A 25,582-nucleotide genomic window follows, 5' to 3' on the forward strand; every position below is an offset into this window, starting at 1 on the left:
ACCGCCTCAGCTCGAGGCGATCAGCGCTCTTGCCATCTCGATCGCCGCCACCAGGCTGGACGGATCGGCCATCCCCTTGCCCGCAATATCAAAGGCCGTGCCATGGTCGGGGCTGGTGCGCACCAGCGGCAGGCCCAGGGTCACATTGACGCCCTGCTCCACGCCCAGGTACTTGACCGGGATCAGGCCGTGGTCATGGGTCATCGCCACCACCAGATCGAACTCGCCCGGGTGGCCGGGGGCGTTGCGGGCGCGCATGAACACGGTGTCGGGGGCGTAGGGGCCGCTGGCGTTGATGCCCTCGGCGCGGGCCGCGGCGATCGCCGGAGCGATCACGGTCAGTTCCTCGTCACCGAACAGGCCGCCCTCGCCGGCATGGGGATTCAGTCCGGCCACGGCAATGCGCGGCGCGGTCTGGCCCCAGGCGGCGGCCGTGCGGTGGGCGATGCGCAGCGTCTCCAGCACGCGCTCGTGGGTCACCATCTCGATTGCCTGGCGCAACGACACATGGATGCTCACCAGCACCGTGCGCAGCTCCGGATTGGCCAGCATCATGCGCACCGGTGGCGGCACCCCGCCCTGCGCCGCCAAGGCCTGCAGCATCTCGGTATGGCCGGGGAACGGGACACCCGCCGCATGCAGAGCCTCCTTGTGGATGGGCGCGGTGACCAGGGCCGAGGCCCGGCCGGCAAAGATCTGCTGCACCGCCTCGGTGATGCAGACGGCGGCAGCGGCGCCGGCGGCGGCACTGATCTGACCCATGGGCAGGCCGGCCAAGGCCGCGGGCAGGCCCTCGGGCTGCCAGACGGGCACGCAGCCGGGCGGCGCCTCCTCGTCTACCGTCTCCAGCTGGGCCACTGACAGGCGCAGCCCCAGCTGGCGCGCGGCGCGGCGCAGCACGCCAACATCGCCGACCACGCAGCAGCCACCGGCCGGGCCGCGGGCAAAGGCCTGCACGATGATTTCGGGGCCTATGCCACAGGCATCGCCCATGCTGATCAGCAGCGGTTTGTTCATGGGTCGATTGTTCCATGGGCGGGCAACGCCCCGGCCGGCGTCAAGCAAGGGTCAGTACTCAGGCGCCCACCCAGCCACCGTGCCAGACTGCGCGCCAGCAAAACAGCAGGGAACGGAAAATGAAGCCACATCAGCTGATGTCCGCACTGGGCCTGTGCGTGGCCGGCCTCATGAGCGCAGGCGCGTCCATGGGCGCCGGCCCCACCTCGGGCAGGCCGCATCACCTGGCCCAGGGCGATGCCGCAACCCAGCGGCTGCACAGGCTGTTCGCCGAGGCCTGGGAGCAAGGCGCCCGGCGCGCACCCGAGTGGGCCACCTTTCGCGGCGACCACCGTTTCAATGACCGCCTCAGCGACCGCAGCCCCGAAGGCATCGCCGCCGCCGAGGCGGCGCAGCGCGACATGCTCAAGCGGGTCAAGGCAATCCCGCGCGAGCGCCTGGCCGAGCGGGACCAGGTCTCCTACGACCTGTTCGTGCACCGCATCGAGGAAGATCTGGCGCTGAACCGCTTTGAAGGCTATCGCAGCCTGAGCCTGGGCGCGCTGTGGGGCTTCCAGTCCGGCCTGTCCGGTCTGATGCGCCAAAGCCCCAGCACGACCGAGAAGGACCTGCGCAACATCCTGGCCCGCTATGCCGCCTTCCCGACGCGGGTCGATCAGGAGATCGCCCGCCTGCGGCTGGGCATGGGCCAGGGCTGGGTCACCTCCCGCCCGGTGCTGGAGCGCGCGCTGGCCCAGCTGGACGGCCAGCTGCTCGCCGAGGTGATGCGCAGCCCGATGGCCGAGCCCTTCGGCCGCATCGGCGCAGACGTTCCTGCGGCAACGGCCCAAGCCTTGCGCGACGAGGCCGCCAAGGCCCTGCAGCAGCAGGTCTATCCGGCGATGCAGAAACTGGGCCGTTTCCTGCGCGAGGAGTACCTGCCCAAGGCGCCCGAGGACGGTGCCTTTGCCCGCTATCCCGACGGCAAGGCCGTCTATGCCGCGCTGGTCAAGCAGAACACGACCACGCCGCTGACGCCCGAGCAGGTGCATCAGCTGGGCCTGCAGCAGGTGGAGCGCCTGCGCAGGGAGATGGAGGCCATCAAGACCGAACTCGGCTTCGGCGGCACGCTGGCCCAGTTCATCGATCAGCTGAACCAGGATCCCAAGCAGTACTACGCCGATGGCGAGGCCCTGTTGGCCGGCTACCGCGAGATCGCCAAGCGCATCGACCCGGAGCTTCCCAGGCTCTTTGCCGAGCTGCCGCGCGCTCCCTATGGTGTGCGCGCCATGCCCGACTATATGGGCCCGGGTGCGGCCGAGAACTACAACGGCCCGGGGGACGACGGCCGCACACCCGGCTGGTTCAATGCCAATGCCCTGGCCTTCAAGAACCGGCCCAAGTACTCGCTGGCAACCCTGGTGGCACACGAGACGGTGCCCGGCCACCATCTGCAGACGGCCCGTGCCCGCGAGCTGGGCGACCTGCCCGAGTTCCGGCGCGGCGGCTTCTATACCGTGTTCTCCGAGGGCTGGGCGCTCTATGCCGAGACGCTGGGCACCGAACTGGGCCTGTACAGGGATCCCTACAGCCGCTTCGGCCATGTGCAGGCCCAGATGCTGCGCGCCACCCGCCTGGTGGTGGACACCGGCATACACGCCTTAGGCTGGCAGCGGCAGCAGGCGATCGACTATATGGTGGAGCTGACCGGCCAGCGCGCGGTCTTCATCAGCGCCGAGGTGGACCGCTACTACTCGATGCCCGGCCAGGCCCTGGCCTATATGGTGGGCCAGCTGAAGTTCACCGAGTTGCGGGCACGCGCCGCCAAGGCGTTGGGCGAGCGCTTCGATGTGCGCAAGTTCCACATGGTGCTGCTGGACCAGGGGGCGATCCCGCTCGATGTGCTGGAGCAGCGGGTGAACGGGTGGATTGCCGCTCAGCTCAAGCTGCCCAAGACCTGATCAGGCCGGATTGGCTATGTCGATGAACAGGTGCTCCAGGCCGAAGCGCTGGGCCACATGGGCCGCCAGCGCGGGGGCGCCATAGCGCTCGGTCGCATGGTGACCGGCGGCGACAAAGGCCACGCCGGTTTCTCGGGCGAAATGCGCCTGCGGCTCGGAGATCTCGCCGGTCAGGAACAGATCAGCACCGGCGGCGATCGCCGACTCGAAATAGCCCTGTGCTCCACCGGTGCACCAGGCGACGCGGCGGATGGCGCGGCCGTCGCCGGGCACGACCAGCGGCGGCCGGCCCAGCACCTGGCTGATCTGTGCCTGCACCGCGGCCAGTGGCTGAGGCTCGGCGAGCTCGCCCCACCAGCCCAGGTCCTGCTCGCCAAAGCGGCCGCCGCCCGTCCAGCCCAACAGCCTGCCCAGCTGGGCGTTATTGCCCAGCTCGGGATGGGCGTCCAGCGGCAGATGGTAGGCGAACAGGTTGATGTCATGGGCCATCAGCCGCGCCAGGCGCTGCTTCATCCAGCCGGTCACGCGGCCGTCATGGCCGCGCCAGAACAGGCCGTGGTGAACGATGATGGCGTCGGCGCCGGCCTCGATCGCTGCGTCGATCAGGGCCAGGCTGGCCGTCACCCCTGAGACCAGCTTGCCTATCGACGGCCTGCCCTCGACCTGCAGACCGTTCGGCCCATAATCCTTGAAACGGCCCACCTCCAGCAAGGCGTGCAGGTAACGGTCGATGTCGTTGCGATGGGTCGTCATAGAAAGAAGAGGGAGTCTCTTGATGCGTAGAACCTGGCTGATTTTCGCCCAGGCGGTGACGGTTGCCCTGGCCGTGTTGTTCGTGGTGGCAACGCTGAAGCCCGACTGGCTGCAGCGCGGCCCGGCGCGCGCGCTGCAGGAGGCCTATCTGCCGCCGGCGATGGCGCCGGTTGCCACCCCGCCTGCAGCGGGCCAACCGGGACCGGCCATGGGTTTCAGCGTCGCGGCCAAGCGCGCCGCGCCGGCCGTGGTCAGCGTCACCGCCAGCAAGGCGCCGGCGCGCAACCCGCAGGCCGACGATCCCTGGTTCCGCTTCTTCTTCGGCGATCGCGCGCAGCAGCAGCAGCAGCAGCGCCAGAGCCCGCAGGTCGGCCTGGGCTCGGGGGTGATCGTCTCGACGGATGGCTATCTGCTGACCAACAACCATGTGGTGGCCGGCGCTTCCGACATTGAGGTGCAGCTGACCGACGGCCGCCAGGCCCGGGCCGAGCTGGTCGGCACCGACCCCGAGACCGATGTGGCGGTGCTGAAGATCGCGCTGGACAAGCTGCCGGTGATCAGCTTCGGCAATGTCGAGGTGCTGCAGGTGGGCGACGCGGTGCTGGCCATTGGCAACCCATTCAATGTCGGACAGACGGTGACGGCGGGCATCGTCAGCGCGCTGGGTCGCAGCCAGCTGGGCATCAATATCTTCGAGAACTTCATCCAGACGGACGCTGCCATCAACCCCGGCAACTCGGGTGGCGCGCTGGTCGACGGTGCTGGCAATCTGGTCGGCATCAACACCGCCATCTACTCGCGCAGCGGCGGCAGCCTGGGCATAGGCTTTGCGATCCCCGCCAGCACCGCCCGTCAGGTGATGGAGGCGCTGATCAAGGACGGCCGCGTGGCCCGCGGCTGGATAGGCGTGCAGACCCGTGACCTGACGCCCGAGTTCATCGAAGCCTTCAAGCTGCCGATCAGCGAGGGCGTGCTGATCAGCGGCGTGCTGGTCAATGCCCCGGCGGCCGACGCCGGCATCAAGCCCGGCGATGTGGTCACCAAGGTGGCCGGCACCACGGTGCGCACCCAGGCCCAGTTGCTCAATGCGGTGGCGGCCCTGGCGCCAAATGCGCCGGCGGTGATCTCGGTGCAGCGGGCAGACAAGGCACTGGAGCTGCGCGTGCAGGTGGCCCAACGCCCCAGACCTCAGCTCGAGTAGCCCGGATGGAATCCGGGTTCGCCTGACTGGCTGTGGCCCCCGGATTTCATCCGGGCTACGGGTCTGCAGGGGCAAGGCAGGCCGGGGCGACAACCCAAAGGCCCCGGATCACTCGTCCTTCGGCGGCTGCGTGTGCTTGATGAACATGCCCGCCGACAGGATGCCGACCTCGTACAGCAGGCACATCGGAATCGCCAACGCCAACTGCGAGACGATGTCCGGCGGCGTGATCACGGCGGCGATGATGAAGGCCACGACGATGAAGTAGCCGCGGAACTCGCGCAGCTTGGCCACCGTGACCAGGCCCATGCGCGCCAGCACGACCACGGCAATCGGCACCTCGAAGGCCGCACCGAAGGCAATGAACATGGTCATCACAAAGCTCAGGTAGGCCTCGATGTCAGGCGCCGGCGTAATGCTCTTGGGTGCAAAGCCCTGGATGAACTTGAACACCTGGCCGAACACGAAGAAGTAGCAAAAGGCCACGCCACCGAGGAACAGCAGGGTGCTGGACACCACCAGCGGCACGACCAGGCGCTTCTCATGCGAATACAGGCCCGGGGCGACAAAGGCCCAGACCTGGTACAGCACATAGGGCAAGGCGACCATGAAGGCGGCCAGCAAGGTGATCTTCAGCGGCACCAGGAACGGCGAGATCACATTGGTGGCGATCAGCTTGGTGCCCTCGGGCAGATTGGCCACCAGCGGCTGGGCCAGCAGGTCGTACAGATGCGAGGGGCCGGGCCAGAAGCTCAGCGCCCCAAACATGATGGCCACGGCGATGAAGGCGCGGATCAGCCGGTCGCGCAGCTCGACCAGATGCGAGACAAAGGGCTGTTCGGTACCGGCGAGTTCGTCTTCGGGATTCGGGGTGGCGCTCATGAACTCTTACGTGTAAAGCCGGCCACGGGCCTGAATCGGGCCACACGGGCCGCGCCGGACTGGGCATGGGTGCGCACGCCCTGGCGCTGCTTGTACCACTGTGGGGTGGCGCCACGCTTGAGGCGCCAGTTCTTCTTCGGGTGCTTGTAGCCCGGTGGCGGCTCGGCCAGGGCCTGATAGGGATCGGTGTCGGAACGGGTGCCGTCGGTCACATCGGCCCAGGTCTTGTCAAACTCGGCATTCGCCTCGTGCATTTCCTTGGACACGGACTGCTGCACGTCACGCGCAGCGTCCTCGAAGCCGGTCTTCATCTTCTTGAGCTCTTCGAGCTCGATGGAGCGGTTGACCTCGGCCTTCACGTCGGACACATAGCGCTGCGCCTTACCCAGCAGGTGGCCCACGGTGCGGGCCACGCGCGGCAGCCGCTCGGGGCCCAGCACGACCAGCGCCACGGCGCCGATCAGCGCGATCTTGTCAAAGCCGAAGTCAATCATTGAGACTCAAGCCCCCGCAGTTCCAGCACCGGAGAGCCATCAAGACTTGGTCTTGGCTTCAACGTCCACCGTATTGGCGTCGTTGGCGGTCTTGTTGGCGGTGACCTGGCTGTTCGGATTGGCCGGGCCGGCATCCGCGGCGCTGCCGTCACGCATGCCGTCCTTGAAGCCCTTGACGGCGCCACCGAGGTCGCTGCCCATGTTCTTGAGCTTCTTGGTGCCAAAGATCAGCACGACGACCAGCAAAACAATCAGCCAATGCCAGATGCTGAAGGAACCCATAACATTCTCCTGAAAGCGAAGCGATGATTCTAAAGTGGGGCCAAGTAGGCCATGTGACAAGCATCAGACACGCAAGAGCCGAGCATAGTTCAGATGGCTCAGCCCCTGCCTCACCCTTATCTACCCCTTGAGCCAAGGCCGGGGCCCGCCCATCACATGCATATGCAGGTGATAGACCTCCTGCCCACCGTCCGGCCCGGTATTGATGACGGTGCGGTAACCGCTCGTCACGCCCAGCTCGGCCATCAGCCTGGGCGCCAGGGCCAGCATGCGGCCCAGCATCGCGGCATGCTCGGGGCCGGTGTCCGACAGCGTCGCGACATGGGCCTTGGGGATGATCAGCACATGGACAGGAGCCCAGGGATTGATGTCGTGAAAGGCCAGCAATTCCTCGTCTTCATAGGCCTTGCGGCTGGGAATCTGGCCGGCAATGATCTTGCAGAAAATGCAGTTGGCGTCGTGCGTCATCACTATTCACCATCCTTGTCGCGTTGCTGCGCCTTGCGCAGCGCAAACTCTTCCAGGCCCGACAGCCCCTCGCGGCGGCGCAGCTCGGCAATCACATCGGCCGGGCGCAGATCGAAGGCACTCAGCGCGATCATGCAGTGAAACCACAGATCGGCCACCTCGTTGGTCAGCTTCCTGGCGTCGCCGTCCTTGGCCGCCATCACCACCTCGGTGGCCTCCTCGCCGATCTTTTTCAGGATGGCGTCGTTGCCTTTGCTGAACAGGCGCGAGATATAGCTCTTCTCCGGGTCGCCGCCATTGGCCAGCTTGCGCGACTCGATCACGTCGGCCAGCTGTTCAAGAGAGTTGTCGCTGCTCATTTGTAGATGTGTTCGGGGTCTTTGAGCACGGGGCGGTCCGCGACCCAGGTGCCATTGTCGTGGCGTTGGAAGAAGCAGCTGTGGCGGCCGGTGTGGCAGGCTATGCCGGGCTCATGGCCCAGTTGCGTCACCTTCATCAGCACCACATCGTTGTCGCAGTCCAGCCGCAACTCGTGCACCTGCTGGATATGACCGGATTCCTCGCCCTTGTGCCAGAGCTTCTGGCGCGAGCGGCTCCAATAGACGGCCTCGCCGCGCTCGGCGGTGAGCTGCAACGCCTCGCGGTTCATGAAGGCGAACATCAGCACATCGCCGCTGCCCGCCTCCTGGGCGATCACGGGCACCAGGCCGTCGCGATCCCATTTCACTTCATCAAGCCAGTTCATCGCTTCAGTTTAGCCTGCGTGTGTTGCGCCCGCGAACGCGCGCTCCGCGGCGAACCATTCCAACACCGGAATCGTGCCCGGCAGCACCGGCACCACCTGCACCGGCAGCTGCTGCCAGGCCATGGCCTGCTGCTCGCGCATCTGGAACTCGCCCGACCACTCGAACACCTTGCAGAAATGCAGGCGCACCCGGGCGTGGGGATAGTCCATCAGCTCGATCTTCCAGTCGTGCACGGCGCCGATGGTGATGCCCAGCTCCTCGTGCAACTCACGGCGCAGGGCCTCTTCGACGGTTTCGCCCTGCTCCAGCTTGCCGCCCGGAAACTCCCAGTAGCCAGCATAGACCTTGCCGACAGGGCGCGAGGTGAGCAGAAAGCGCCCTTCCCGGCCGGAGGCGTCGCGTTCGATCAGCACGCCAACGGCCACATCGACCGGCACACGATCCGTTTCAGACATGGTCCAGCCCCTCAGGGCCCTCGGCCGTGATGACCGATGGTGCGCTGGGCGCTTCGAGCAGATCACCGTGGTGGCGACCGGAATAATCGCGCGCAAACTGGTAGGCCACGCGGCCCGATCGCGAGCCACGCTCCAGCGCCCAGACCAGGCATTCCTGGCGAGCCGCAGCAATTGCCTCCTCCGGCACCTGGAACGAGCGCAACCACTGCGCGGCGATGGCCAGATACTCGGCCTGGCTGAAGGGATAGAAGCTGACCCACAGGCCGAAGCGCTCGGACAGCGAGATCTTCTCCTCGATCACCTCGCCCGGATGCACCTCGCCGTCGGGCTGGTGCTGGTAGCTCAGGTTGTCCTTCATGTATTCGGGCAGCAGGTGGCGGCGGTTGCTGGTGGCATAGATCAGCACGTTGTCACCGGCAGCGGCCACCGAGCCATCGAGCATCGACTTCAGGGCCTTGTAGCCGGCCTCGCCCTCGTCGAAGCTCAGGTCGTCGCAAAAGATCACGAAGCGCTCGGGCCGCTCGGACACCAGGTCCACCAGATCGGGCAGGTCCACCAGGTCGGCCTTGTCGACCTCGATCAGGCGCAGGCCCTGGGGCGAGAACTCGTTCAGGCAGGCCTTGATCAGTGAACTCTTGCCCGTGCCGCGGGCACCGGTCAGCAGCACATTGTTGGCCGGGTGTCCGGCCACGAACTGGCGGGTGTTGCGCAGCAGGCGCTCCTTCTGCGGCTCGACCTCCAGCAGATTGCCCAGCGCGATCTGCGCCACATGGCGCACCGGCTCCAGCAGGCTGCGGCCGTTGCGCTTGCGGTAGCGGAAGGCGATCGAGGCGTTCCAGTCCGGGGCCACCAGGGGCTGGGGCAACACGGCCTCAAGGCGGCCAATCAGCGCTTCGGCGCGGGCAACAAGGTGATTCAGGGAGTCTGGGTAGAGCATGCACCCAGTGTAATCAGTGCGACTTGGCCCTCAGCCGACCATCATCCCCAGCGCGGCGTCGAGCTGCTCGGTCGGGGAACGCTTGAAGCCCGAGCGCGCATAGCGCTGCAGCCGGCCCAGCACAAAGGACACCAGCACCGAGGCCTGCATATTGGCCTGCACGGTCGGCGTGGTCGAGCCACTGGCCTCGGCGGCCAGACGCAGGCTCTGCCGCAGCGACGATTCGATGCGGTCGAAGAACTGATTCATGCGCAGCACCAGCCGTTCGTTCTCGAACACCAGCGCGTCACCGACCATCACCCGCGTCATGCCCGGGTTGCGCTCGCCGAACTGCAGCAGCACAGAGACGATCTTCTGCGCTTGGGCCACACCCGAGGCCTCACGCTCGCTGATCTGGTTCACCAGGGTGAAGATGCTGGTCTCGATGAACTCGATCAGCCCCTCGAACATCTGCGCCTTGCTGGCGAAGTGGCGATAAAGAGCTGCCTCGCTGACCTGCAGCGCCGCGGCCAGGGCGGCGGTGGTGATGCGCTCGGCGCCCGGCTGCTCCAGCATGGCAGCCAGGGTCTGCAGTATCTGCACCCGGCGTTCGCCCGGCTTGGGCCGCTTGCGCGTGGCCGCCGCTGCCGGTGCAACCACGCCCTCCTCGGCCGGATGGTCCGATTCGGGAACTGCGTGTTCGGTGGAGTCGGGCATCGGGGTAGGCGGTGATCACATATTGGGCGGCGTCATGGATTCTGGCACAGCCCGCAGGCCCCTCCCGGGGCTGGTAAACCACTAAGCCAGGGCCTGCTCAACGGGAGCGCAGATCGCCCAGGCTGCGCACACGCTCATCCACATATACCGGTTTGCGGGCCATGCGCACCCGCCCGTGCGGGCTGGCCATGCCCAGCCGCGCCCAGCGCTGCATCCACACCGTCTGCATGCCTACCGCCCGGGCCGATTTCTGGTGTTCCAAGGTGTCCTCGACCAGCACGCAGCGGCCGGCCGGCACGCGCAGCCGCGCCGCGATGTGGCGGAACAGCCGCCGGTCGGGCTTGGGCCGCAGATGACCGAACATGCGCATCTGCTCGACCGCGATCACGCCGTCGAACAAATGCGCCATGCCAAGCTGCACCAGCACTCGCTGTGCGTAGATGGCCGGTGCGTTGGTCAGGATGTATTTGCGGCCAGGCAAGCGCTTCAGGGCTGCCAGGTCATGGGCGTGGGTATGTACATGCTGCTCCAGCTCGGGCAGCGCGTGCGTGTCCGCCAGGAAGTGCGCGGCGCGGATGCCGTGATGGCGCACCAGGCCCAGCATCGTCGCGCCATAGCGCCGCCAGTAATGGCCGCGCAGCGCGTTGGCCTCATCGCGCGGCAATTGCAGCTCGCGCACGATGAAATCGGTCATCGCCACATTCAGCGCCCCGAACACATGGTGGGACGCGTTGTGCAGCGTGTTGTCCAGGTCGAACAACCAGACCGTTTTTGACTTGCTCAATGGGAGCGAATCATCGTGCCGTAGGCTTGGTCCGTGAGGATCTCCAGCAGCATCGCATGCGGCACCCGCCCGTCGATGATGTGCACCGCGTTGACGCCGCTCTTGGCCGCGTCCAGCGCCGACGAGATCTTGGGCAGCATGCCACCGGAGATCGTGCCGTCGGCAAACAGGTCGTCGATCTCGCGGGCGCTCAGATCGGTGAGCAACTCGCCGGCCTTGTTCAGCACGCCCGGCGTATTCGTCAGCAGCATCAGCTTCTCGGCCTTCAAGACCTCGGCCAGCTTGCCGGCCACCACATCGGCATTGATGTTGTAGCTCTCGTTGTTCTCGCCGAAACCGATCGGGCTGATGACCGGGATGAACTGGTCATCCTGCAGCGCCTTGACCACGCTGGGATCGATGCTGACGATGTCGCCGACCTGACCCACGTCATGCTCCTTGGCCGGATCGTCCTTGTCTATCATCTTCAGCTTCTTGGCGCGAATCAGCCCGCCATCGCGCCCGGTCAGGCCCACGGCCTTGCCGCCCGCGACATTGATCAGGCCGACGATGTCCTGCTGCACCTGGCCGGCCAGCACCCACTCGACGACCTCCATCGTCTCCTCGTCGGTGACCCGCATGCCCTGGATGAAGTGGCCCTTCTTGCCCAGCCGGCTCAGCGCGCCTTCGATCTGCGGCCCGCCCCCATGCACCACCACCGGGTTCAGGCCCACCAGCTTCAGCAGCACCACGTCCTCGGCAAAGTCCTGCTGCAGCGCCGGATCGGTCATTGCATTGCCGCCGTACTTGATGACGATGGTCTTGCCATGGAAGCGGCGGATGTAGGGCAGGGCCTGCGACAGGATCTCGGCCTTGTCGCGCGCGGCGATGTGGGACAGATCTGGAGTCTGGGTTGTGCCTGGGGCAGCAGCAGGGGGCTCGTTTTTCATGGGGAAAGGCCTTGTTCAACAGTGAAGTGAGACGGTCTGCGCCGCATTGTAGGGGCCCAGCCTGCCGTAGCCCGGATGGAATCCGGGAGCCCGGACCCACAAACGGCTCGGTAGTCGCACCGACTCTGACCACACCATGCATGGGCGAGAATCGCTCCACAAGACAAGAAGAGCGCCTGGGAGGGTGTGACATAGAATTGCCGGAATTCGAGCGCATGGTCGCGCGCCTGGAGTTGAAGAGTCAGCAGACGCCCGCCGCCTACCGGTTCAATGTTGCGCTGCTGGCGCTCTTGGGCTTCGCCATCCTGGCACTCATCATCGGCAGCGCGGGCACGGTCTTGCTGATGCTGGTGGCAATTCCATTTCTGCTGTGGTCCGGGGGGCTCCACGCGCTCTGGACCTATGTCTGGCTGGGCAAGATCTTGCTGCTGTTGGCCGTGCCGCTGTGGTTTCTCGTCCGAGCCTCCTTGTCGGCCTTGCTGACCCGGTTCCCCATTCCCCAAGGGCTGGAGCTTCGCCGCGAGCAGGCACCTGCCTTGTTTGAGGCCATGGATGCGATGCGTGTGCGCATGAAAGGTCCGCGCTTTCACCACGTACTGGTCACTGGCGAACTGAATGCGGCCGTGGTGCAGCGGCCGCTGTTCGGTCTGTTCGGGCCGGCGCGCAACTACCTGATTCTCGGCCTGCCGCTGCTGGAGAGCCTGTCGCCGCAGGAGGCGCTCGCGGTGGTTGCCCATGAATACGGCCACCTGGCTGGCTCGCACGGCCGCTTCGGCGCGTTCATCTACCGCTTGCGCAATACCTGGGGCACGGTGCATGCCATTTCGCAGCAATGGCAAGGTGCTGCCGGTGCGCCGCTGCGGCGCATGGTGGCCTGGTATGCACCGCACTTCAACGCCTACACCTTTGTGCTGGCGCGGGCAAACGAATACCAGGCCGACGCTGCTGCGGCGGAGCTGGTCGGCGCAGACGTCACAGCCAGCGCCCTCAAGCGCGTGGACGTCAGCAGCGCTCATTTCGGCAAGTTCATGGAGCAGACCTTCAGCCAGACGGCCGACAGCCCGACACCGCCCGCCGACTTCTGTACACGCTGGGCCACTGTGGCCAACGATGCGCCCGCCGAGCAGGCGCAGCGCTGGCTGCGACGCGCTCTGGCTGTGTCGCGGGGCGTGAGCGACACGCACCCGCCGCTGAAGGAGCGGCTTCGTGCGCTACAGGGCGATGCTGCTACGGCCGCTGCGCAAGCCCCGGCTCCGGTCGAGGGGCCGTCGGCAGCGCTCGCTTGGCTGGGCGCGTGCGTAGAAACCGTGCGTCACAGCATGCAGCAGCAATGGCTGGAAGGCGTCACCGGACCTTGGGCGCAACAGCACCAAGCCGCGCTGGAGCAGCGCCAACGGCTGGACGTGCTATGCGCAATCGAGCATCCGACCCAGGCGGAGCACGCCGAGCGTCTGAAGCTGAGTCTGGCCTGCGAGCCGCAAGCCGATCTCGCCGCCGACCTCGCATCGTTCCGCACCACCTACCCCGACAGCGCGCTGGGCCCCTATATCGAGGGTGCCTGGCGCCTCGACAACAGCGACGAAACCGGCTTGCATCATCTGGAGCAGGCCATCGGGCTGGACAGCGACGCCACCAAACCTGTTTGCGAAAAAGCCTTCGCCTATCTGAAGGAGCGCGAGGATACCCGCGCCGACGACTACCAACGCCGATGGGTCGAGCGGGACGAATTCGAACGCGACCTCGCCCCGCAACTGGAGCAACTCGACGTGACGCACGAATTGCGCGCGCACGAACTTCCTGAGGCGCAGATAGCAACGATCACCGCGCTGATACAGGCGCATCGCGCCGGTGTCACAGGCGCTTACCTGGCCCGGCGCGTCCTCCCGGCCCACCCCGGGGTGCTGACTTATGTGCTGGCACTCGATCTGGAGCCGGCACCGCCACGACTCGAAATGCCGCACGACATAGTCGACCGGATCGCCCGGACCGGCGCCTGGCCCGCACACGTGATCGTCTGCGCGCTGGAGGGCAAGAATGCGGTGCTGAGGGCCCGAATGCAGGCTTTGCCCGAGGCAAGTTTGGTGCTGCAGGACTGACTGAGCCTCGGCGGCTCCATCCGCCAGCGATGGGGGAAGCCGCACCCTGGGATAATCCCCCCATGACCGAACATGAGGCAAGCGCAGCCGACTCCGAACAGGATCTGCGCTTCGAAGACTATTTCCGAGAAGGCTCCGCGCCGACCGAGGCCCTGCTGTGGTGGCAGCTGGAGCGCAACGAGCCGCTGCTGACCGCCCTGCGTGCGTTATGCCATGGGCCGGCCGCGCTGGTGAAGCTGCGCGTCTGGGTGTTCATGGAGGTGATGACACTGCCCAGCTCGCGCATCAGCCGCGAGGATCTGAACCGGCACTTCCACCAGCTGCGCGACGAGCCGCTGGAGCTGGTGCTCAAGCGCCTGCGCGAGGCCGAGCTGCTGCTGTGGGATGCCCAGCACCAGCTGTATGGCGTGACGCCCTTGGCGCAGCAGCTGCTGGGCCTGCTGTCGCCGCTGGTCGGTGCCGGGGCGCAGGACGCCGACCTGACCGCCCTGCTGACCAATGTCACCGGCGCGCACCAGCTGGGCACCCTGGACCCGGCCCAGCTGCAGCATCTGCAGGCGCAGCTGGCGCGGCTGTACGACGAGTTTGCCGACGCGATCGCCAGCGGCTCGGAGTTCCATCTGCGGCGTGCGCGCCAGCGCTTCGAGCGGGCGCTGAAGCTGGTCGAGCGGGCCAGCGAGGCGTTGTCCGCCATCATGGTGCAGGCCCAGGAACAGGGCAATGCCAAGCTGGAACGGCTGGCGCGCGAGCTGGGCCTGGCCCAGGCGCGGCTGCTGTCGATGGCCAGCCAGTTCAACCGGGCGCTGCAGCAGGCCGACCGCCAGCGCGTGACCTTGGGGTCGACCGGCCTGACCAGCACCGATGTGCGGCGCTGGCTGCAAAGCGTGCCCTATCTCGAAAACCTGGCGCTGGGAGCCCTGTCCCGCCCCGTGCACCCGGTGATGGTGGCCCAGCACGAACTGCTGGACACGACCGAGGCCGAGTTCGAGCGCGACCGGCCCAAGGCCAAGGAGGCGGAGGCCCTGCCCACGGCCCAGGTCGCCCCCGAGGGCGAGTTGGCGGTGATGAGCCTGCCGCCCGAGATGGGCATCATGCAGGCGCTGCTGACGCGCTGGATGGACGCCGGCGAGATCGAGCAAGACCTGGCCCCAGCCGTGCTGGGCGGCAGCTATGCCCGCGCCTCCTACCGCGCGCAGCTGCTTCCGCTGCTGGGCGACCCGCAGGCCCAGCACCTGACCGGCGCCACCGGCGACATGGCGCGCCAGCCCTGGCGCGTGCACTGGTCGCCCGAACAAGGCGCGATAGCCGACGAGCATGTGCAGTGGATGAGCCGCGGCGTGCTGCGTTCGACTCTTCCCATAGAGACAACCAAGGATTCCAAAGAATGAGCGCTGCTCTTGATGATGCCGCCCAGCTGGCGGCACAACTGCTCGCGCGCCGCTGGCTGCCGCGCAGCCACTCGCTGGTGCGCCGTGCGCTGATCGACACCGAGGTCTGGTCGGCGCTGTCCGACCGCATGGCCGCCGTGGGCCTGCGCGTGGTGGACAACCTCTATGCCGACCACATCAGCGTGGCCATGCTGCGCCCGGCCGAGGTGGCGGTGTTCGGCGAGACCGGCCTGGCGGCCAACAACAATCTGGACCTGCCGCGCGACGGCGTGGCTCTGCTGGTCGTGCTGTGGTCGCTGATCATCCTGCCCAAGCGCCAGCGCCAGGTGGCCCGCGCCGACGCCAAGGAAGAGGGCCAGAACGAGATGTTCGCCACCGACAAGCCGCTGCCCACGGCCGCGGCCGTCAGCCCGACGCTGGCCTACCGCAGCCTGCTGGCCGACTTCGGCAACCAGCTGGGCAAGAAGATGCGGCTGGACGGCAACCTGAAGCTCTTGGAGCGCAACGGCTTCATCACCCGCCGTGGTGACGACATAGCCGAGGGCCCGCTGCTGGACCTGCTGCTCGACTACGACACCCTGGCGCCGCGCATTCTCGACGGCGCGCTGGCCGAGGTGCTGGCGCGCACCACCGATCCCATCGCCGCTCCCGGGATCAAAGAAACGATGGCCAAGCTGCGCCAGCCCGAACAAGAAGTCCCTGCCCCCGAAGAAGAGATCTGATGTTTCACCTGCAATCGCTGGAACTGCTGCACTGGGACTATTGCCAGCGCGTGACCATGCCGCTGGACGGCGCCATCATCACCATCGCCGGCCCCAATGGCTCGGGCAAGACCACCCTGCTCGACGCGATGCGCACGCTGCTGGGCCTGGAATGCTCGGGCGGCCGCACGTACAAGACCTATGCCCGCCATGCCAATGCCGAGACAGCCTGGCTACGTGCGCTGGTGGACAACCGGCCGCGCGGCCGGCAGAACTCGAGCCGGCCGTTCTCCAGCTCGCTGCTGTATGCCGATCAGGTGACCCTGGCCTGCCGCATCGAGCGCCATGGCGGTGACTGGCAGCGCCGCTACATGATCGTCGACGGCGTGCACACAGTCGAACAGCTGGCCGAGCGTGGCGAGAAGGATTGGCTGGGCCTGGAGGCCTGGAAGCGCCGCATGGAAGCGGCCGGCCTGACCCGCGCCATCGGCCGCGTGCTGGCCTTGGAGCAGGGCCAGACCGACCGGCTGTGCGAGCTTTCACCGAAGGAGCTGCTGCGCCTGGTGTTCGAGGTCTTTGGCGACCAGGAGGTGCTGGACCGCTACGAACAGGCGCGCAGCCACCAGCAGCATCTGCTGAAGGAGGTGGAGCAGGCCACGCAGGAGCTGTCGCACACGCAGGCCCAGCTGTCGGACCTGAGCAACCGCGTCACCAGCTACAAGCAGTACCAGCTGAAACTGCGCGAACGCGAGCGCCTCGCCACCGAGGTGCTGCCGGTGTTGCAATGGAGCGAGGCCCGTGCCCGCACGACCTTGAACCTGCGCGAGTTGCACCGCCAGCGCCATTTCGCCCGGGCCGACGAACGCGCCCAGGCTGTCAAGCGTGCCCAGCTCCATGCCTTGTTCGAGGCCCGCGAGGCCGCCAAGCAACGGCTGACCGAGCTGGAGGCGCAGCGCAAAGCAGCCCGCGCCGCCTTTGATGCGGCCCGCGATGCCGAGCGACCGGCCGAAGAACTGGCCAAGCGCGAGGATGCGCTGAAGGCGCTGGCCGCCGTCGAGACCGATGCCAAGGCGCTGGCCCAGCGGCTGGAAGAGCTGAGCACCCGACAGCATGGCCTGCGCGAAAGCTATACCCGCGCCAACGACCAGAACCGCAAGGCCCAGGCGGCGCTCGACGCGTTGAGCGGTCAACGCCTGCCCCCGCCACCGCCCGAGGTGACCCGCTTTCGCCGCGCGCTCGACGAAGTCGGCATTGCCCACCATGTGCTGGCCGATTGCATAGACATCGCCGACGAGGCCTGGCGCGCCGCCGCCGAGGGCCTGCTGCGCCCGTCGCGCTGGGTCGTGGTGCTGGCCCACGCCAGCGACGAGGGCCGCGCCTTCGGTCTGGCCGCCAAGGAGCGTTACCGCCACTACGTCGTCGCCGAGGCTGAGGCCGCACCGGCCGTCGCGCCCAAAAGTTCGCTGCTGGCCGCACTGAAGGTCAGCGCCAAGCTGCCGGGCTGGCTGCTGCGCCAACTGGCCAGCATCCGCTGCGTGAAAGACACCGAACAGGGCGCCAGCCAGGGCGGCGAATGGATCACGCCCGAGGCCTACTACCGCGATGGCCGGGGCGGCCGCAGCCTGTGGGTGGAGCCGCGGGACTTCCAGTTCGGCGTGTCGGCGCTGGCCTCGCGGCGCAAGGCGCTGGAGGCCGAGCTGGCCCGTTACGACACCGAGCTGAGCCGCATCGTCAAGGAGCAGAACGAGGTCGAGCAGCAGCTGAAAGACGCCCAGCGCGCCGCCCAGGGCCACAAGGCCGCGCAAGACCTGAGCGAGCGCGCCGACGAGTTCGCCCAGGCCCGCGCCCGCCTGCCGGCGCTGCGCCAGGCCCGCGTCGAGGCCGCCGGCCGCATGAGCGCCCTCGATGAAGAGCACGACCGCGCGCTGACCCACTCGACGCGCAGCGACAGCAATTACGACGCCGCCCAGGGTTCGCTGAAGAGTGGCGAGGAGCAGCTCACCCGCACGCTGCGCGAGCACGAGCAGCGCCGAGCCGATCTGCGCTCGGCCGCCAACGCCTCACGCAAGGTGCGCAGCGACTTTCCCGCCGCCTGGGTGACGCTGCAGCGGCTGCAGGGCCTGCGCGACGAGTTCGAGAATGCCAAGCAGGCGGAGATCCGCTCGCACCATCTGGAGCAGGAACTGGCCACCGGCCAGTGGGAAACCGATGGCCAGGTGCTGGACCGCCATGCCCGCATGCAGGCCCAGGTGCAGGAGCAGGCGCTGCAGCTGGACGACCGCCGCGCCAGCAACGAGATGGCGCGCATCGCCGCCTTCAATGCCCGCGAGCGCTATATCGACGTGCTGCGCGCCACCGTGCGCCGCTACAAGAAGAATGTGCAGGAGCTGGGCGAGCTGGCGGGCGTCAGCGCGCTGGCCGAGCTGCCACACCTGGACAACGATGATATGGTGCTGGCCCAGGCCGGCCTGCAGGTGCGCTTCAACTTCGACGGCAAGGGCGAGGTCGGCCTCAACGACGGCGAGGCCTCGGGCGGCCAACAGGTGCTGAAAAGCCTGATCCTGCTCGTCGGCCTGATGAAGGACGACGACAGCGCCGGCGGCTTCGTCTTCATCGACGAACCGTTCGCCCATCTGGACGTGCGCAATATCCAACTGGTCGGCCACTTCCTGCGCTCTACCCGCGCGCAATACCTGCTGACCACGCCGATCACGCACAACGTCGAGGTCTTCGAGCCGTCGGAGATCACGCTGGTCACCAGCAAGAAGGCCCGCGGCGAACGCTGGGCGCCGCCGATCGCCGTGCTGGCGCGCAGGCCGGAGAAGTCGGAGTATTGATCGATGCGGCACGCTCAGCCGGCAACTATCGTCGTGCTGGCCACCACGCGCAGCAAGCGCCGGCGGGCGGCTTCCGATGCCCAATGGCCAAGCAAACCGCTGGGCCTCAGCGAGGACGAAAGGCAGTTGCTGAACGACTGGGCCGCAGCCAGTGCTGCCACACGCAAGTGGGCTGCGTTGCGCGAGGCGGCCGGCATTGATCGCTTGGACCTGGCCGAGCGCCTGGCCACCAAACTGTTGGCTCTGGGAGTGTGGACAGTGCAGGAGGCCTTTCAGCGCGCACGCTGGGAACTCAAGGAAATTGCCTGGTGCGATCTGCCCACCCTTCAGACCGAGCTGGGCCTGGAGACCGCAGCGGAGAAGCAGGCTCAACGTTTGAGCATCGACGAACAGCTCGAACAGTTGCTCGCCGACGAGTTGGTCGGCGAGGCCGCAGCCGCGGTGCTGGAGTCGCGCTTGGCCGCCGCGAGCAAGCGCGGTCGCGCCGAGTTGCTCCGCGGCCTGAGCCTGTGGGTGCAGGCCCAACGCTCCGGCCTTAGGCAGGACTTCGCGCTGCATGCCCGCCCGCACACCAAAGCTATCACCGCAGGTGAATGGGCCTGGCTGGAGTCCTCGTTCGACCTGGCGGGCCTGGCAGTAGGCCGCTTCAAGACAATGATCTGGCTGGCAGGAGCGGGGCGTTTGCTGTGGTCCGGTGGTGGTGTCGATCTGCCGGCGCTGCCACTGATCGCCCTACCCTGCGAACACCTCCTGCGCTTGACTGCGGTCCAGGCTGCGCCGAACCAGTACTGGCTGATCGAGAACCGCGCCAGCTTCGAGAAGCAGGCCGAACAGCTGCCGCCAGGCTGCTGTCTGATATGGACCGCCGGCCGACCCAGCCATGCCTGGCTGCGTGGCGTGCAAGCCCTGTTGCTGCATGCACCAGCACCGGTGAGCGTCAGTGCTGATGCCGACCCGGCCGGCATCGAGATCGCCCTGGCCGCTGTCGAGCCCTGGCGCAATGCCGGACTACCGTGGCTGACGCGCGGTATGGAGATTGCTCAGCTCGAAACGTCCAAGCGTCAGCCACTGAACGGCTACGACCAGCAATGCCTGCAACGCTTGTTCGATCGATCCGACCTGCCTGACTCCCTTCGGGAACTGGCTCTAGGCATGCAGCGACTGCAAGGCAAGGCCGAACAGGAAGCCTGGCTGTAGCGGATCAGCCCGAAGCCGGGCCCTGGGCGATCTCCACCGCCGCGCGGCTCAGCTCATCGCGCAGCCAGCGCTGGGCCGGCTCATGGGCGTGGCGGGCGTGCCAGACCTGGCTGACGTCGATGCCCGGCAGGGCAAAAGGCACCGGCCGGCAAGCCAGATCCGCCGCCTGCCCACTGGCCGCCACAAAGCCGCTGGGCAGCACGGTCAGCAGGTCGGACTGGCGCACCGCCAAGCCGCCGGTGAAGAAGCTGTTGACGGTGATCGCCACATGGCGGCGCCTGCCCACACGGGCCAGTGCCTCATCGACAAAGCCATGGGGACGCCCGGCAAAGCTGACGCGCAGATGCTGGGCCGCGCAATAGGACTCCAGGGTCAGCGCACCCGCCGCGGCCAGTGGATGCTCGCGGCGCATCACGCAGATATAGGCACTGGAGTACAGCGCGGCATGTCGTATCACGCCGGTGTCGTCATCGGCCAGCGCCAGGGAGGCGACGTCGGGGAAGAAGCCCAGGGCGACATCGGCGCGGCCCTGCTCCAGCATCTCCCGTGGGTCACGCGAGGTCAGCGGCACGATGCGCAGACCGACCTTGAAGCCCTCGCGCTCGAAGCGCTGCACCAGCAGCGGCACGAACAAGGCGGCTGTGGCATCGGCCATGGCCAGGGTGAAGCTATGCCCGGCGCTGCGTGGATCGAACTGCTGATGTTCGAAGGCCTCCTGCAGCCGGGCCAGCGCCGTGCGCACGACGGGCCACAGCGCCTCGGCATGGGGCGTGGGTTGCATGCCGGCCGCAGTGGGCAGGAACAACTGCTCCTCGTTGGTGGCCTCGCGCAGGCGCCGCAGGGCATTGCTGACCGCCGGCTGAGTGATGGACAAACGAGCAGCGGCACGGGTGACGTTGCGCTCCTCCATCACCACATCAAACACCCGCAGCAGATTCAGGTCCAGGTTGCGAAAGTTCAGCGGGCGTGAAGTATTCATCAAACAATGCTACTACGGCCAATAGTCATTCACAGCAGTGATACCTGGATTCGACAACGCAATTGGTCAAGTCTAAGTAATAACCGCAATATGCAGGCACGGACAGGGAGTTATCGCTCCCTCCAGCAGACGCAAAGGGAAACCATCATGTCCACCAGCCTCGTTCACGTCATGCCCTCGGATTCGGCCCGCCTCGGTGCGGTGCAAGCCACCGCCGAGCATCTGGTCGCCTTCGGCTTCAAGGTGTGGGAGTTCCTGAACCAGGCAGGCGCTGCCAGCAGCCGCGAGTCGGTCCGTGCCCTGGTCCGTGACACCGCGGCCACCCGCCCGCAACTGGCCGATGCGATGCGCCGCGCCGGCCACGGCAACTGGTCCTGAGCGGACCAAGGCTCAGCCGCTGACCACGGCCGGGCCAGTATCGGGTTCCGGCATCTCGCCGGACTCCCCCTCCCAGTAAGCCATCGTCGCCGATTGGCGGAAGCCCTCGCCCAGCAGACGCACGCCAACCCGACCTGAATCGGTGTAGACGACCACTTCGCTCGGGTTGCGCTCGCCGACGATCAGATAGCGGCAGGGCTCGCTGCCCAGGTTCAACAGCGCATGGCCGGCCTTCTGGCCCGCCGGGAAGCAGACATAGTCGCCCGCCTTCATCTGGTAGCGGCGCTCACCGAGGCGCAGGGTCAGCACGCCGGACAGCACATACAGGTGCTCTTCCTCCAGCATATGAAAGTGGGCCGGATAGGCCTGCATGCCGGGCGCCAGCTCCTCCATGCCGAAGCCAATGTGCGTGCCGCCGCCAAACTCGTTGAGCTGGCGAAACCTGACCCCGAAGCGCTGCTCGTGTTTGAACTCCTCCCAGGGCACCTCGTCGGCACTGAAGGGTTCAAACACGCCGTCGGGATTGACCGAGGATTCGCGTTGGGTCATGGAGGCTCCCTCATCAATTGGCGACTGCAAGCTGCAGGCTCGGCCGTCGCACAGGGTCTTCGGGCTTCAGTTTTGCAAACTGGCCATCATGTTAATGCGCTCCGTCGCTCAGGCGCAAACGAGCCACGCTGAAGCTGTTTGCGCGGCACTCGCACACTTTGGCGTCGAGTCCCTTTACAGCGCAGCTTCACCCATATTTGCTGGCCACGGCCAAGTGCTTGATAACGCTGGCATCTGCGCGCCCGAACCGGCCATGGCTCGCAAATTGCTTGAAGCAGGTGCTGATCTTCCAGCTTCGTTCTTCAAAGTGAGTCAATCCATGGTCAATGCAACTCTCTCGACGCACCGGCTGGCAGCCGCCGTGCTGATGTTGTGCGCGATGTCGGCAGCGAACGCTGCACCCGTCGTGGTCAGCCAGTTGGGAGGCGCTACCGGCTGGACATCAGGCGACACAAGGACCGTCACGGGCGCCCAGTCCAATGCTGCTCAGATCGCATCGCAGATCCAGTTCCTGGGAGACGGTGTGGTGTCCGCGGACGCCAACGGCGGCACCCCGGACGCGTCGCTGACGGGCTCCTACCTCGGGCGCGGCGCGGTGCGACTCGATGGCATGGTGAACAATATGGGCAAGTCCGATATTGGATACGTGAACCTGAACGGCATCGCCGCCGCCAGCGCCTTGTTGGACAGCAGCTTCTCGACGAGCTTTCGCTATGCACGCGATCCGAATCCGAACCAGGCACGCACTTTGAGTCAAGGCATATCGATCACCAACGGCTTGTCGAATTGCGGCGTGGACAAAAACAAGGCTTGCTACTACACCTTCTCCTATGTCGATCAGACGCTGGGCGCCAACGAATGGTTGACCGCCAACACCACAGCGAATATTGGTCAGTACTATCTCTACGAAGACGGCAAGATAGTTGGCGGAGGCCTGCGCAAGACATTGGCGGAATGGGCGCAGGACGCCGCCTGGAGCAGCCTGCTAGACGACAACAATGTGGACGACTACAACGTGGTTCGCATGGGCTTCAATATCGGCAGCAGCTCACGCTTCGGACTGGTCTATGTGGACTGGCTGGAGACCAGTCTGCTCAATGGCGGCGACAGGATTGACTTCGCTGCCCCGACTGCGGCACAAGTGCCTGAACCTCAGACCCTGGCCCTGGTGGCCGTGGCCCTGCTGGGCCTGGGCGCCGCGCGACGCCGCAGCCGCTGAGTACCCGCGCAGCAATGGAAACGGCGGCCGAGGCCGCCGTTTTTTTTGAGCCTCGGACGTCAAGCCCAGGAGACAAATCGCGTCACGGCTCGGCCGGTCGGTTGACCACTGCCTCCAGTTGATGGCCGTCGGGGTCGATGACGAAGGCCGCGTAGTAGTGCGCGCCATAATGCGGGCGCAAGCCAGCCGGGCCGTTGTCGGCGCCGTAGTGCGTCATCGCCGCGGCATGAAAGGCCTGCACCGCTTCCTGCGAGGGCGCGCCGAAGGCCAGGTGGAAACCTGGCCCCGGCGGTGTGGCCCCGGGCCGCAGCTTGATCGCCAGCAGGTCGCCGCCGCCCGCCACACCGTAGCCGATCGCCTCGTCGTCGGCCCAGACCCGCACATAGCCCAGGGCGCCGAGCACGGCGTCATAAAAGGTCGCCGAGCGTGCCAGGTCGCGCACACCCAGCGACAGGTGATGCAGCATGTGCGGCGCTTCACTCATCGCAGGCGCCTCAGAAATGGATGCCGCGCATCATCTGCTGCATCGCCACCGCCTCGGCCGACAGCTGCGGCTTCGGGCTCTTGTCACCCTTGGCCGCGGCGCTGTCCGGGAACATGCGGAAGGTGGTATTCATGACGATCTGTGCCACGCGCGGCATAAGCGCATGCAAGACCTGGCCGAAGATGCCAAGGCGGGTGGCGATACGCACCGGCTTGCTGATGCAGGCCTGGGCGATCATGTCGGCCGCCTCTTCCGGCGACAGGGTCGGCACATTGTTGTAGATCTTGGTCGGCGCGATCATTGGCGTGCGCACCAGCGGCATATTGATGGTCGTGAAGGTGATGCCCTGGTCGGCGAACTCGGACGAGGCGCAGCGCGTCCAGGCGTCCAGCGCCGACTTGCTGGCCACATAGGCCGAGAAGCGCGGCGCATTGGTCAGCACGCCGATCGAGCTGATGTTGACGATATGGCCCCTGTGCTTGGCCACCATGCCGGGCAGCAGGCCCATGGTCACGCGCAGCGCGCCGAAGTAGTTCAGCTGCATCGTGCGTTCGAAGTCGTGGAAGCGGTCGTAGCTGCCCTCGACGGCGCGACGGATCGAGCGGCCGGCGTTATTGACCAGATAGTCGACGCCGCCATGGTCGATCAACAACTGCGCGATGAAGCGGTCGCAATCGGCCATGTCGGCAATGTCCACCGCATAGGGCACGAAGGCATAGCCCTTGGCCTTGGCTTCGGCGCAGGCCTCGTCGAGCTTGGTCACGTCGCGGCCGCAGATCACGGTGATTGCTCCCGCCTCGGCAAACTTGTGCGCCGCCGCCAGGCCTATGCCCGAGGAGCCGCCGGTCACCAGCACGACCTTGCCGGCCACCGTGCCCCTCAGCGAGCGGTCGATGAACAGGTCGGGGTCGAGATGGCGCTCCCAGTAGTCCCACAGCCGCCAGGCGTAGTCGTTCAGCTTCGGGCATTCGATACCACTGCCCTTCAGCGCGGCCTCGGTGTCGCGGCAGTCGAAGCGGGTCGGGTAGTTGATGAAGGTCAGTATGTCCTCGGGCAGACCGAGGTCCTTCATCACCGCGTTGCGGATGCGGCGCACCGGCGCCAGCGCCATCATGCCCTTCTTGACGCTCTTCGGAATGAAGCCCAAGAGCGCGGCGTTGATGAACAGATTCATCTTCGGCGCGTGGGCCGCCTTTGACAGGATGTCCAGCACATCGCCGACGCGGTAACCCATCGGGTCCACCAGGTGGTAGCACTTGCCCTTGCCCGCGGCGGTGTGGCTGATGTGGTCCAGTGCGTTGACGACGAAGTCCACCGGCACGATATTGATGCGACCACCCTCCAGGCCCACGGCCGGCATCCAGGGCGGCAGGATCTGGCGCATGCGCTGGATCAGCTTGAAGAAGTAGTAGGGACCGTCGATCTTGTCCATCTCGCCGGTCTGCGAGTCGCCGACTACGGCCGCCGGACGGTACACGGTCCAGGGCTGCTTGCACTCCTTGCGCACGATCTTCTCGCTCTCGTGCTTGGTCATGAAGTAGGGGTGATCCAGGCCTTCGGCCTCCTCGAACATGTCCTCGCGGAACACGCCCTCGTAAAGCCCGGCGGCGGCGATCGAGCTCACATGGTGGACGTGGCCGGCGTCGATCGCCTTGGCGAACTCGACAACATTGCGCGTGCCGTCGATATTGGCGCTGATCTGGCTCTCTTCATCGGCCGACAGGTCATAGACGGCGGCCAGGTGGTAGAGGTGATCGATATGTCCCTTGAGCGTCTTCACGTCGGCGGCAGACACGCCCAGCTTCTTGCCGGTCAGGTCGCCGAACACCGGAATCGCCCGCGTCTTGTTGACGCCCCAGAAGCTCAGCAGGTCGGGCACCTTGCCGGCACTTTCTTCGCGCAACAGGAAATAGACGGTGCTGCCACGGCGGGCCAGCAGTTTCTTGACGAGGCGTTTGCCGATAAAGCCCGTGGCTCCGGTCACAAAATACTGCATGCATGTCTCCTGAAGAACTGTTGGTCGTTCGCTTGAGGTCGAAATCAGCCCCATTCTTGATCAATCCCGGGCCCTTGCCGCTGCGCGCTTTCCCGAAGCCTGGGCCTCTCCGGTATAGAGCCCCCTCACTAGCAAATACGGATGTCTTGTGCGCTGTGCGGCCCTATAGTCGCC

Annotated in this window: 26 protein-coding genes; 9 read left to right on the plus strand and 17 right to left on the minus strand. The window is 66.4% G+C overall.

Translation table 11 applies throughout. The features are described 5' to 3' along the window. Positions 1 to 6: 6 nt before the first annotated feature. Complete coding sequence (gene pdxA / locus DES47_RS20300; RefSeq protein WP_133702558.1) at positions 7 to 1,017, minus strand: 4-hydroxythreonine-4-phosphate dehydrogenase PdxA; 1,011 nt, start codon at positions 1,015 to 1,017, stop codon at positions 7 to 9. Positions 1,018 to 1,136: 119 nt separating this feature from the next. On the opposite strand from pdxA, the gene DES47_RS20305 reads away from it, so the two are divergent. Further along, positions 1,137 to 2,957 carry a DUF885 domain-containing protein gene (locus DES47_RS20305; protein WP_166652097.1) on the plus strand — a complete coding sequence of 607 codons (1,821 nt, stop codon included), beginning with the start codon at positions 1,137 to 1,139 and terminating at the stop codon, positions 2,955 to 2,957. Here DES47_RS20305 and DES47_RS20310 read toward each other — a convergent pair whose 3' ends face one another. Further along, positions 2,958 to 3,710 carry a Nif3-like dinuclear metal center hexameric protein gene (locus DES47_RS20310; protein WP_133702560.1) on the minus strand — a complete coding sequence of 251 codons (753 nt, stop codon included), beginning with the start codon at positions 3,708 to 3,710 and terminating at the stop codon, positions 2,958 to 2,960. It abuts the gene before it with no gap. 22 nt (positions 3,711 to 3,732) lie between these two features. On the opposite strand from DES47_RS20310, the gene DES47_RS20315 reads away from it, so the two are divergent. Beyond that, positions 3,733 to 4,911 carry a S1C family serine protease gene (locus tag DES47_RS20315; RefSeq protein WP_133702561.1) on the plus strand — a complete coding sequence of 393 codons (1,179 nt, stop codon included), beginning with the start codon at positions 3,733 to 3,735 and terminating at the stop codon, positions 4,909 to 4,911. A 108-nt stretch (positions 4,912 to 5,019) separates the two neighbouring features. Here DES47_RS20315 and tatC read toward each other — a convergent pair whose 3' ends face one another. The 11 genes from tatC to argB form a co-directional block, all read right to left on the minus strand. After that, on the minus strand, positions 5,020 to 5,793 hold the full coding sequence (tatC, locus tag DES47_RS20320; protein WP_133702562.1) for a twin-arginine translocase subunit TatC: 774 nt from the start codon (positions 5,791 to 5,793) through the stop codon (positions 5,020 to 5,022). Next, the gene (gene tatB / locus DES47_RS20325; RefSeq protein WP_133702563.1) at positions 5,790 to 6,287 is read right to left on the minus strand and encodes a Sec-independent protein translocase protein TatB; all 498 of its coding nucleotides are present in this window, start codon (positions 6,285 to 6,287) and stop codon (positions 5,790 to 5,792) included. Before tatB ends, tatC begins: the two co-directional genes overlap by 4 nt. Positions 6,288 to 6,326: 39 nt before the next feature. Continuing rightward, positions 6,327 to 6,569 carry a Sec-independent protein translocase subunit TatA gene (tatA, locus tag DES47_RS20330; protein WP_133702564.1) on the minus strand — a complete coding sequence of 81 codons (243 nt, stop codon included), beginning with the start codon at positions 6,567 to 6,569 and terminating at the stop codon, positions 6,327 to 6,329. A gap of 120 nt (positions 6,570 to 6,689) precedes the next feature. Continuing rightward, positions 6,690 to 7,037, minus strand: coding sequence for a histidine triad nucleotide-binding protein (locus tag DES47_RS20335; RefSeq protein WP_133702565.1), 348 nt, complete (start codon positions 7,035 to 7,037; stop codon positions 6,690 to 6,692). Between the two features lie 2 nt (positions 7,038 to 7,039). Further along, complete coding sequence (locus DES47_RS20340; RefSeq protein WP_133702566.1) at positions 7,040 to 7,396, minus strand: phosphoribosyl-ATP diphosphatase; 357 nt, start codon at positions 7,394 to 7,396, stop codon at positions 7,040 to 7,042. Continuing rightward, the gene (gene hisI, locus DES47_RS20345) at positions 7,393 to 7,782 is read right to left on the minus strand and encodes a phosphoribosyl-AMP cyclohydrolase (RefSeq protein ID WP_133702567.1); all 390 of its coding nucleotides are present in this window, start codon (positions 7,780 to 7,782) and stop codon (positions 7,393 to 7,395) included. Before hisI ends, DES47_RS20340 begins: the two co-directional genes overlap by 4 nt. 9 nt (positions 7,783 to 7,791) lie before the next feature. Continuing rightward, positions 7,792 to 8,238: an NUDIX domain-containing protein gene (locus DES47_RS20350; RefSeq protein ID WP_133702568.1), complete on the minus strand. Its 447-nt coding sequence runs from the start codon at positions 8,236 to 8,238 to the stop codon at positions 7,792 to 7,794. Then, entirely contained in the window at positions 8,231 to 9,175 is a 945-nt protein-coding gene (locus DES47_RS20355; protein WP_133702569.1) for an ATP-binding protein, read from the minus strand. The genes DES47_RS20350 and DES47_RS20355 overlap by 8 nt, the downstream gene beginning before the upstream one ends. Positions 9,176 to 9,205: 30 nt before the next feature. Further along, positions 9,206 to 9,871 (minus strand): nucleoid occlusion factor SlmA, encoded by a 666-nt coding sequence (slmA, locus tag DES47_RS20360; RefSeq protein ID WP_133702570.1) that lies wholly within the window; start codon positions 9,869 to 9,871, stop codon positions 9,206 to 9,208. Between the two features lie 97 nt (positions 9,872 to 9,968). Beyond that, on the minus strand, positions 9,969 to 10,655 hold the full coding sequence (locus tag DES47_RS20365; protein WP_133702571.1) for a pyrimidine 5'-nucleotidase: 687 nt from the start codon (positions 10,653 to 10,655) through the stop codon (positions 9,969 to 9,971). Continuing rightward, positions 10,652 to 11,584 carry an acetylglutamate kinase gene (gene argB, locus DES47_RS20370; RefSeq protein WP_133702572.1) on the minus strand — a complete coding sequence of 311 codons (933 nt, stop codon included), beginning with the start codon at positions 11,582 to 11,584 and terminating at the stop codon, positions 10,652 to 10,654. Before argB ends, DES47_RS20365 begins: the two co-directional genes overlap by 4 nt. Before the next feature lie 140 nt (positions 11,585 to 11,724). Here argB and DES47_RS20375 point away from each other — a divergent pair, with 140 nt between their 5' ends. The 5 genes from DES47_RS20375 (at position 11,725) to DES47_RS20395 (ending at position 19,803) form a co-directional block, all read left to right on the plus strand. Next, positions 11,725 to 13,680: a M48 family metallopeptidase gene (locus DES47_RS20375; RefSeq protein WP_133702573.1), complete on the plus strand. Its 1,956-nt coding sequence runs from the start codon at positions 11,725 to 11,727 to the stop codon at positions 13,678 to 13,680. Positions 13,681 to 13,742: 62 nt separating this feature from the next. After that, positions 13,743 to 15,068 (plus strand): hypothetical protein, encoded by a 1,326-nt coding sequence (locus DES47_RS20380; RefSeq protein ID WP_133702574.1) that lies wholly within the window; start codon positions 13,743 to 13,745, stop codon positions 15,066 to 15,068. After that, on the plus strand, positions 15,065 to 15,790 hold the full coding sequence (locus DES47_RS20385) for a hypothetical protein (RefSeq protein WP_133702575.1): 726 nt from the start codon (positions 15,065 to 15,067) through the stop codon (positions 15,788 to 15,790). Before DES47_RS20380 ends, DES47_RS20385 begins: the two co-directional genes overlap by 4 nt. After that, complete coding sequence (locus tag DES47_RS20390; protein WP_133702576.1) at positions 15,790 to 18,606, plus strand: ATP-binding protein; 2,817 nt, start codon at positions 15,790 to 15,792, stop codon at positions 18,604 to 18,606. Before DES47_RS20385 ends, DES47_RS20390 begins: the two co-directional genes overlap by 1 nt. A 3-nt stretch (positions 18,607 to 18,609) precedes the next feature. Further along, on the plus strand, positions 18,610 to 19,803 hold the full coding sequence (locus tag DES47_RS20395) for a toprim domain-containing protein (protein ID WP_133702577.1): 1,194 nt from the start codon (positions 18,610 to 18,612) through the stop codon (positions 19,801 to 19,803). A gap of 4 nt (positions 19,804 to 19,807) precedes the next feature. On the opposite strand, the gene DES47_RS20400 is transcribed toward DES47_RS20395, so the two are convergent. Further along, a complete protein-coding gene (locus tag DES47_RS20400) occupies positions 19,808 to 20,782 on the minus strand; it encodes a LysR family transcriptional regulator (protein WP_133702578.1) in 975 nt (324 codons plus the stop codon). 147 nt (positions 20,783 to 20,929) lie between these two features. On the opposite strand from DES47_RS20400, the gene DES47_RS20405 reads away from it, so the two are divergent. Beyond that, positions 20,930 to 21,160, plus strand: a complete 231-nt coding sequence (locus DES47_RS20405; RefSeq protein ID WP_133702579.1) for a hypothetical protein — start codon at positions 20,930 to 20,932, stop codon at positions 21,158 to 21,160. Positions 21,161 to 21,172: 12 nt separating this feature from the next. Here DES47_RS20405 and DES47_RS20410 read toward each other — a convergent pair whose 3' ends face one another. Continuing rightward, the gene (locus tag DES47_RS20410) at positions 21,173 to 21,709 is read right to left on the minus strand and encodes a cupin domain-containing protein (protein ID WP_133702580.1); all 537 of its coding nucleotides are present in this window, start codon (positions 21,707 to 21,709) and stop codon (positions 21,173 to 21,175) included. On the opposite strand from DES47_RS20410, the gene DES47_RS20415 reads away from it, so the two are divergent. Continuing rightward, positions 21,708 to 22,928: a PEP-CTERM sorting domain-containing protein gene (locus DES47_RS20415; protein WP_133702581.1), complete on the plus strand. Its 1,221-nt coding sequence runs from the start codon at positions 21,708 to 21,710 to the stop codon at positions 22,926 to 22,928. The genes DES47_RS20410 and DES47_RS20415 overlap by 2 nt on opposite strands. Before the next feature lie 82 nt (positions 22,929 to 23,010). On the opposite strand, the gene DES47_RS20420 is transcribed toward DES47_RS20415, so the two are convergent. Together DES47_RS20420 and DES47_RS20425 are read right to left on the minus strand one after the other, a co-directional pair. Then, complete coding sequence (locus DES47_RS20420; RefSeq protein WP_133702728.1) at positions 23,011 to 23,394, minus strand: VOC family protein; 384 nt, start codon at positions 23,392 to 23,394, stop codon at positions 23,011 to 23,013. 28 nt (positions 23,395 to 23,422) lie between these two features. Further along, on the minus strand, positions 23,423 to 25,408 hold the full coding sequence (locus DES47_RS20425; protein WP_133702582.1) for an SDR family oxidoreductase: 1,986 nt from the start codon (positions 25,406 to 25,408) through the stop codon (positions 23,423 to 23,425). Positions 25,409 to 25,582: the final 174 nt, after the last annotated feature.

The sequence above is a fragment of the Roseateles toxinivorans genome (assembly GCF_004362525.1).
Taxonomy (GTDB): Bacteria; Pseudomonadota; Gammaproteobacteria; order Burkholderiales; family Burkholderiaceae_C; genus Paucibacter; species Paucibacter toxinivorans.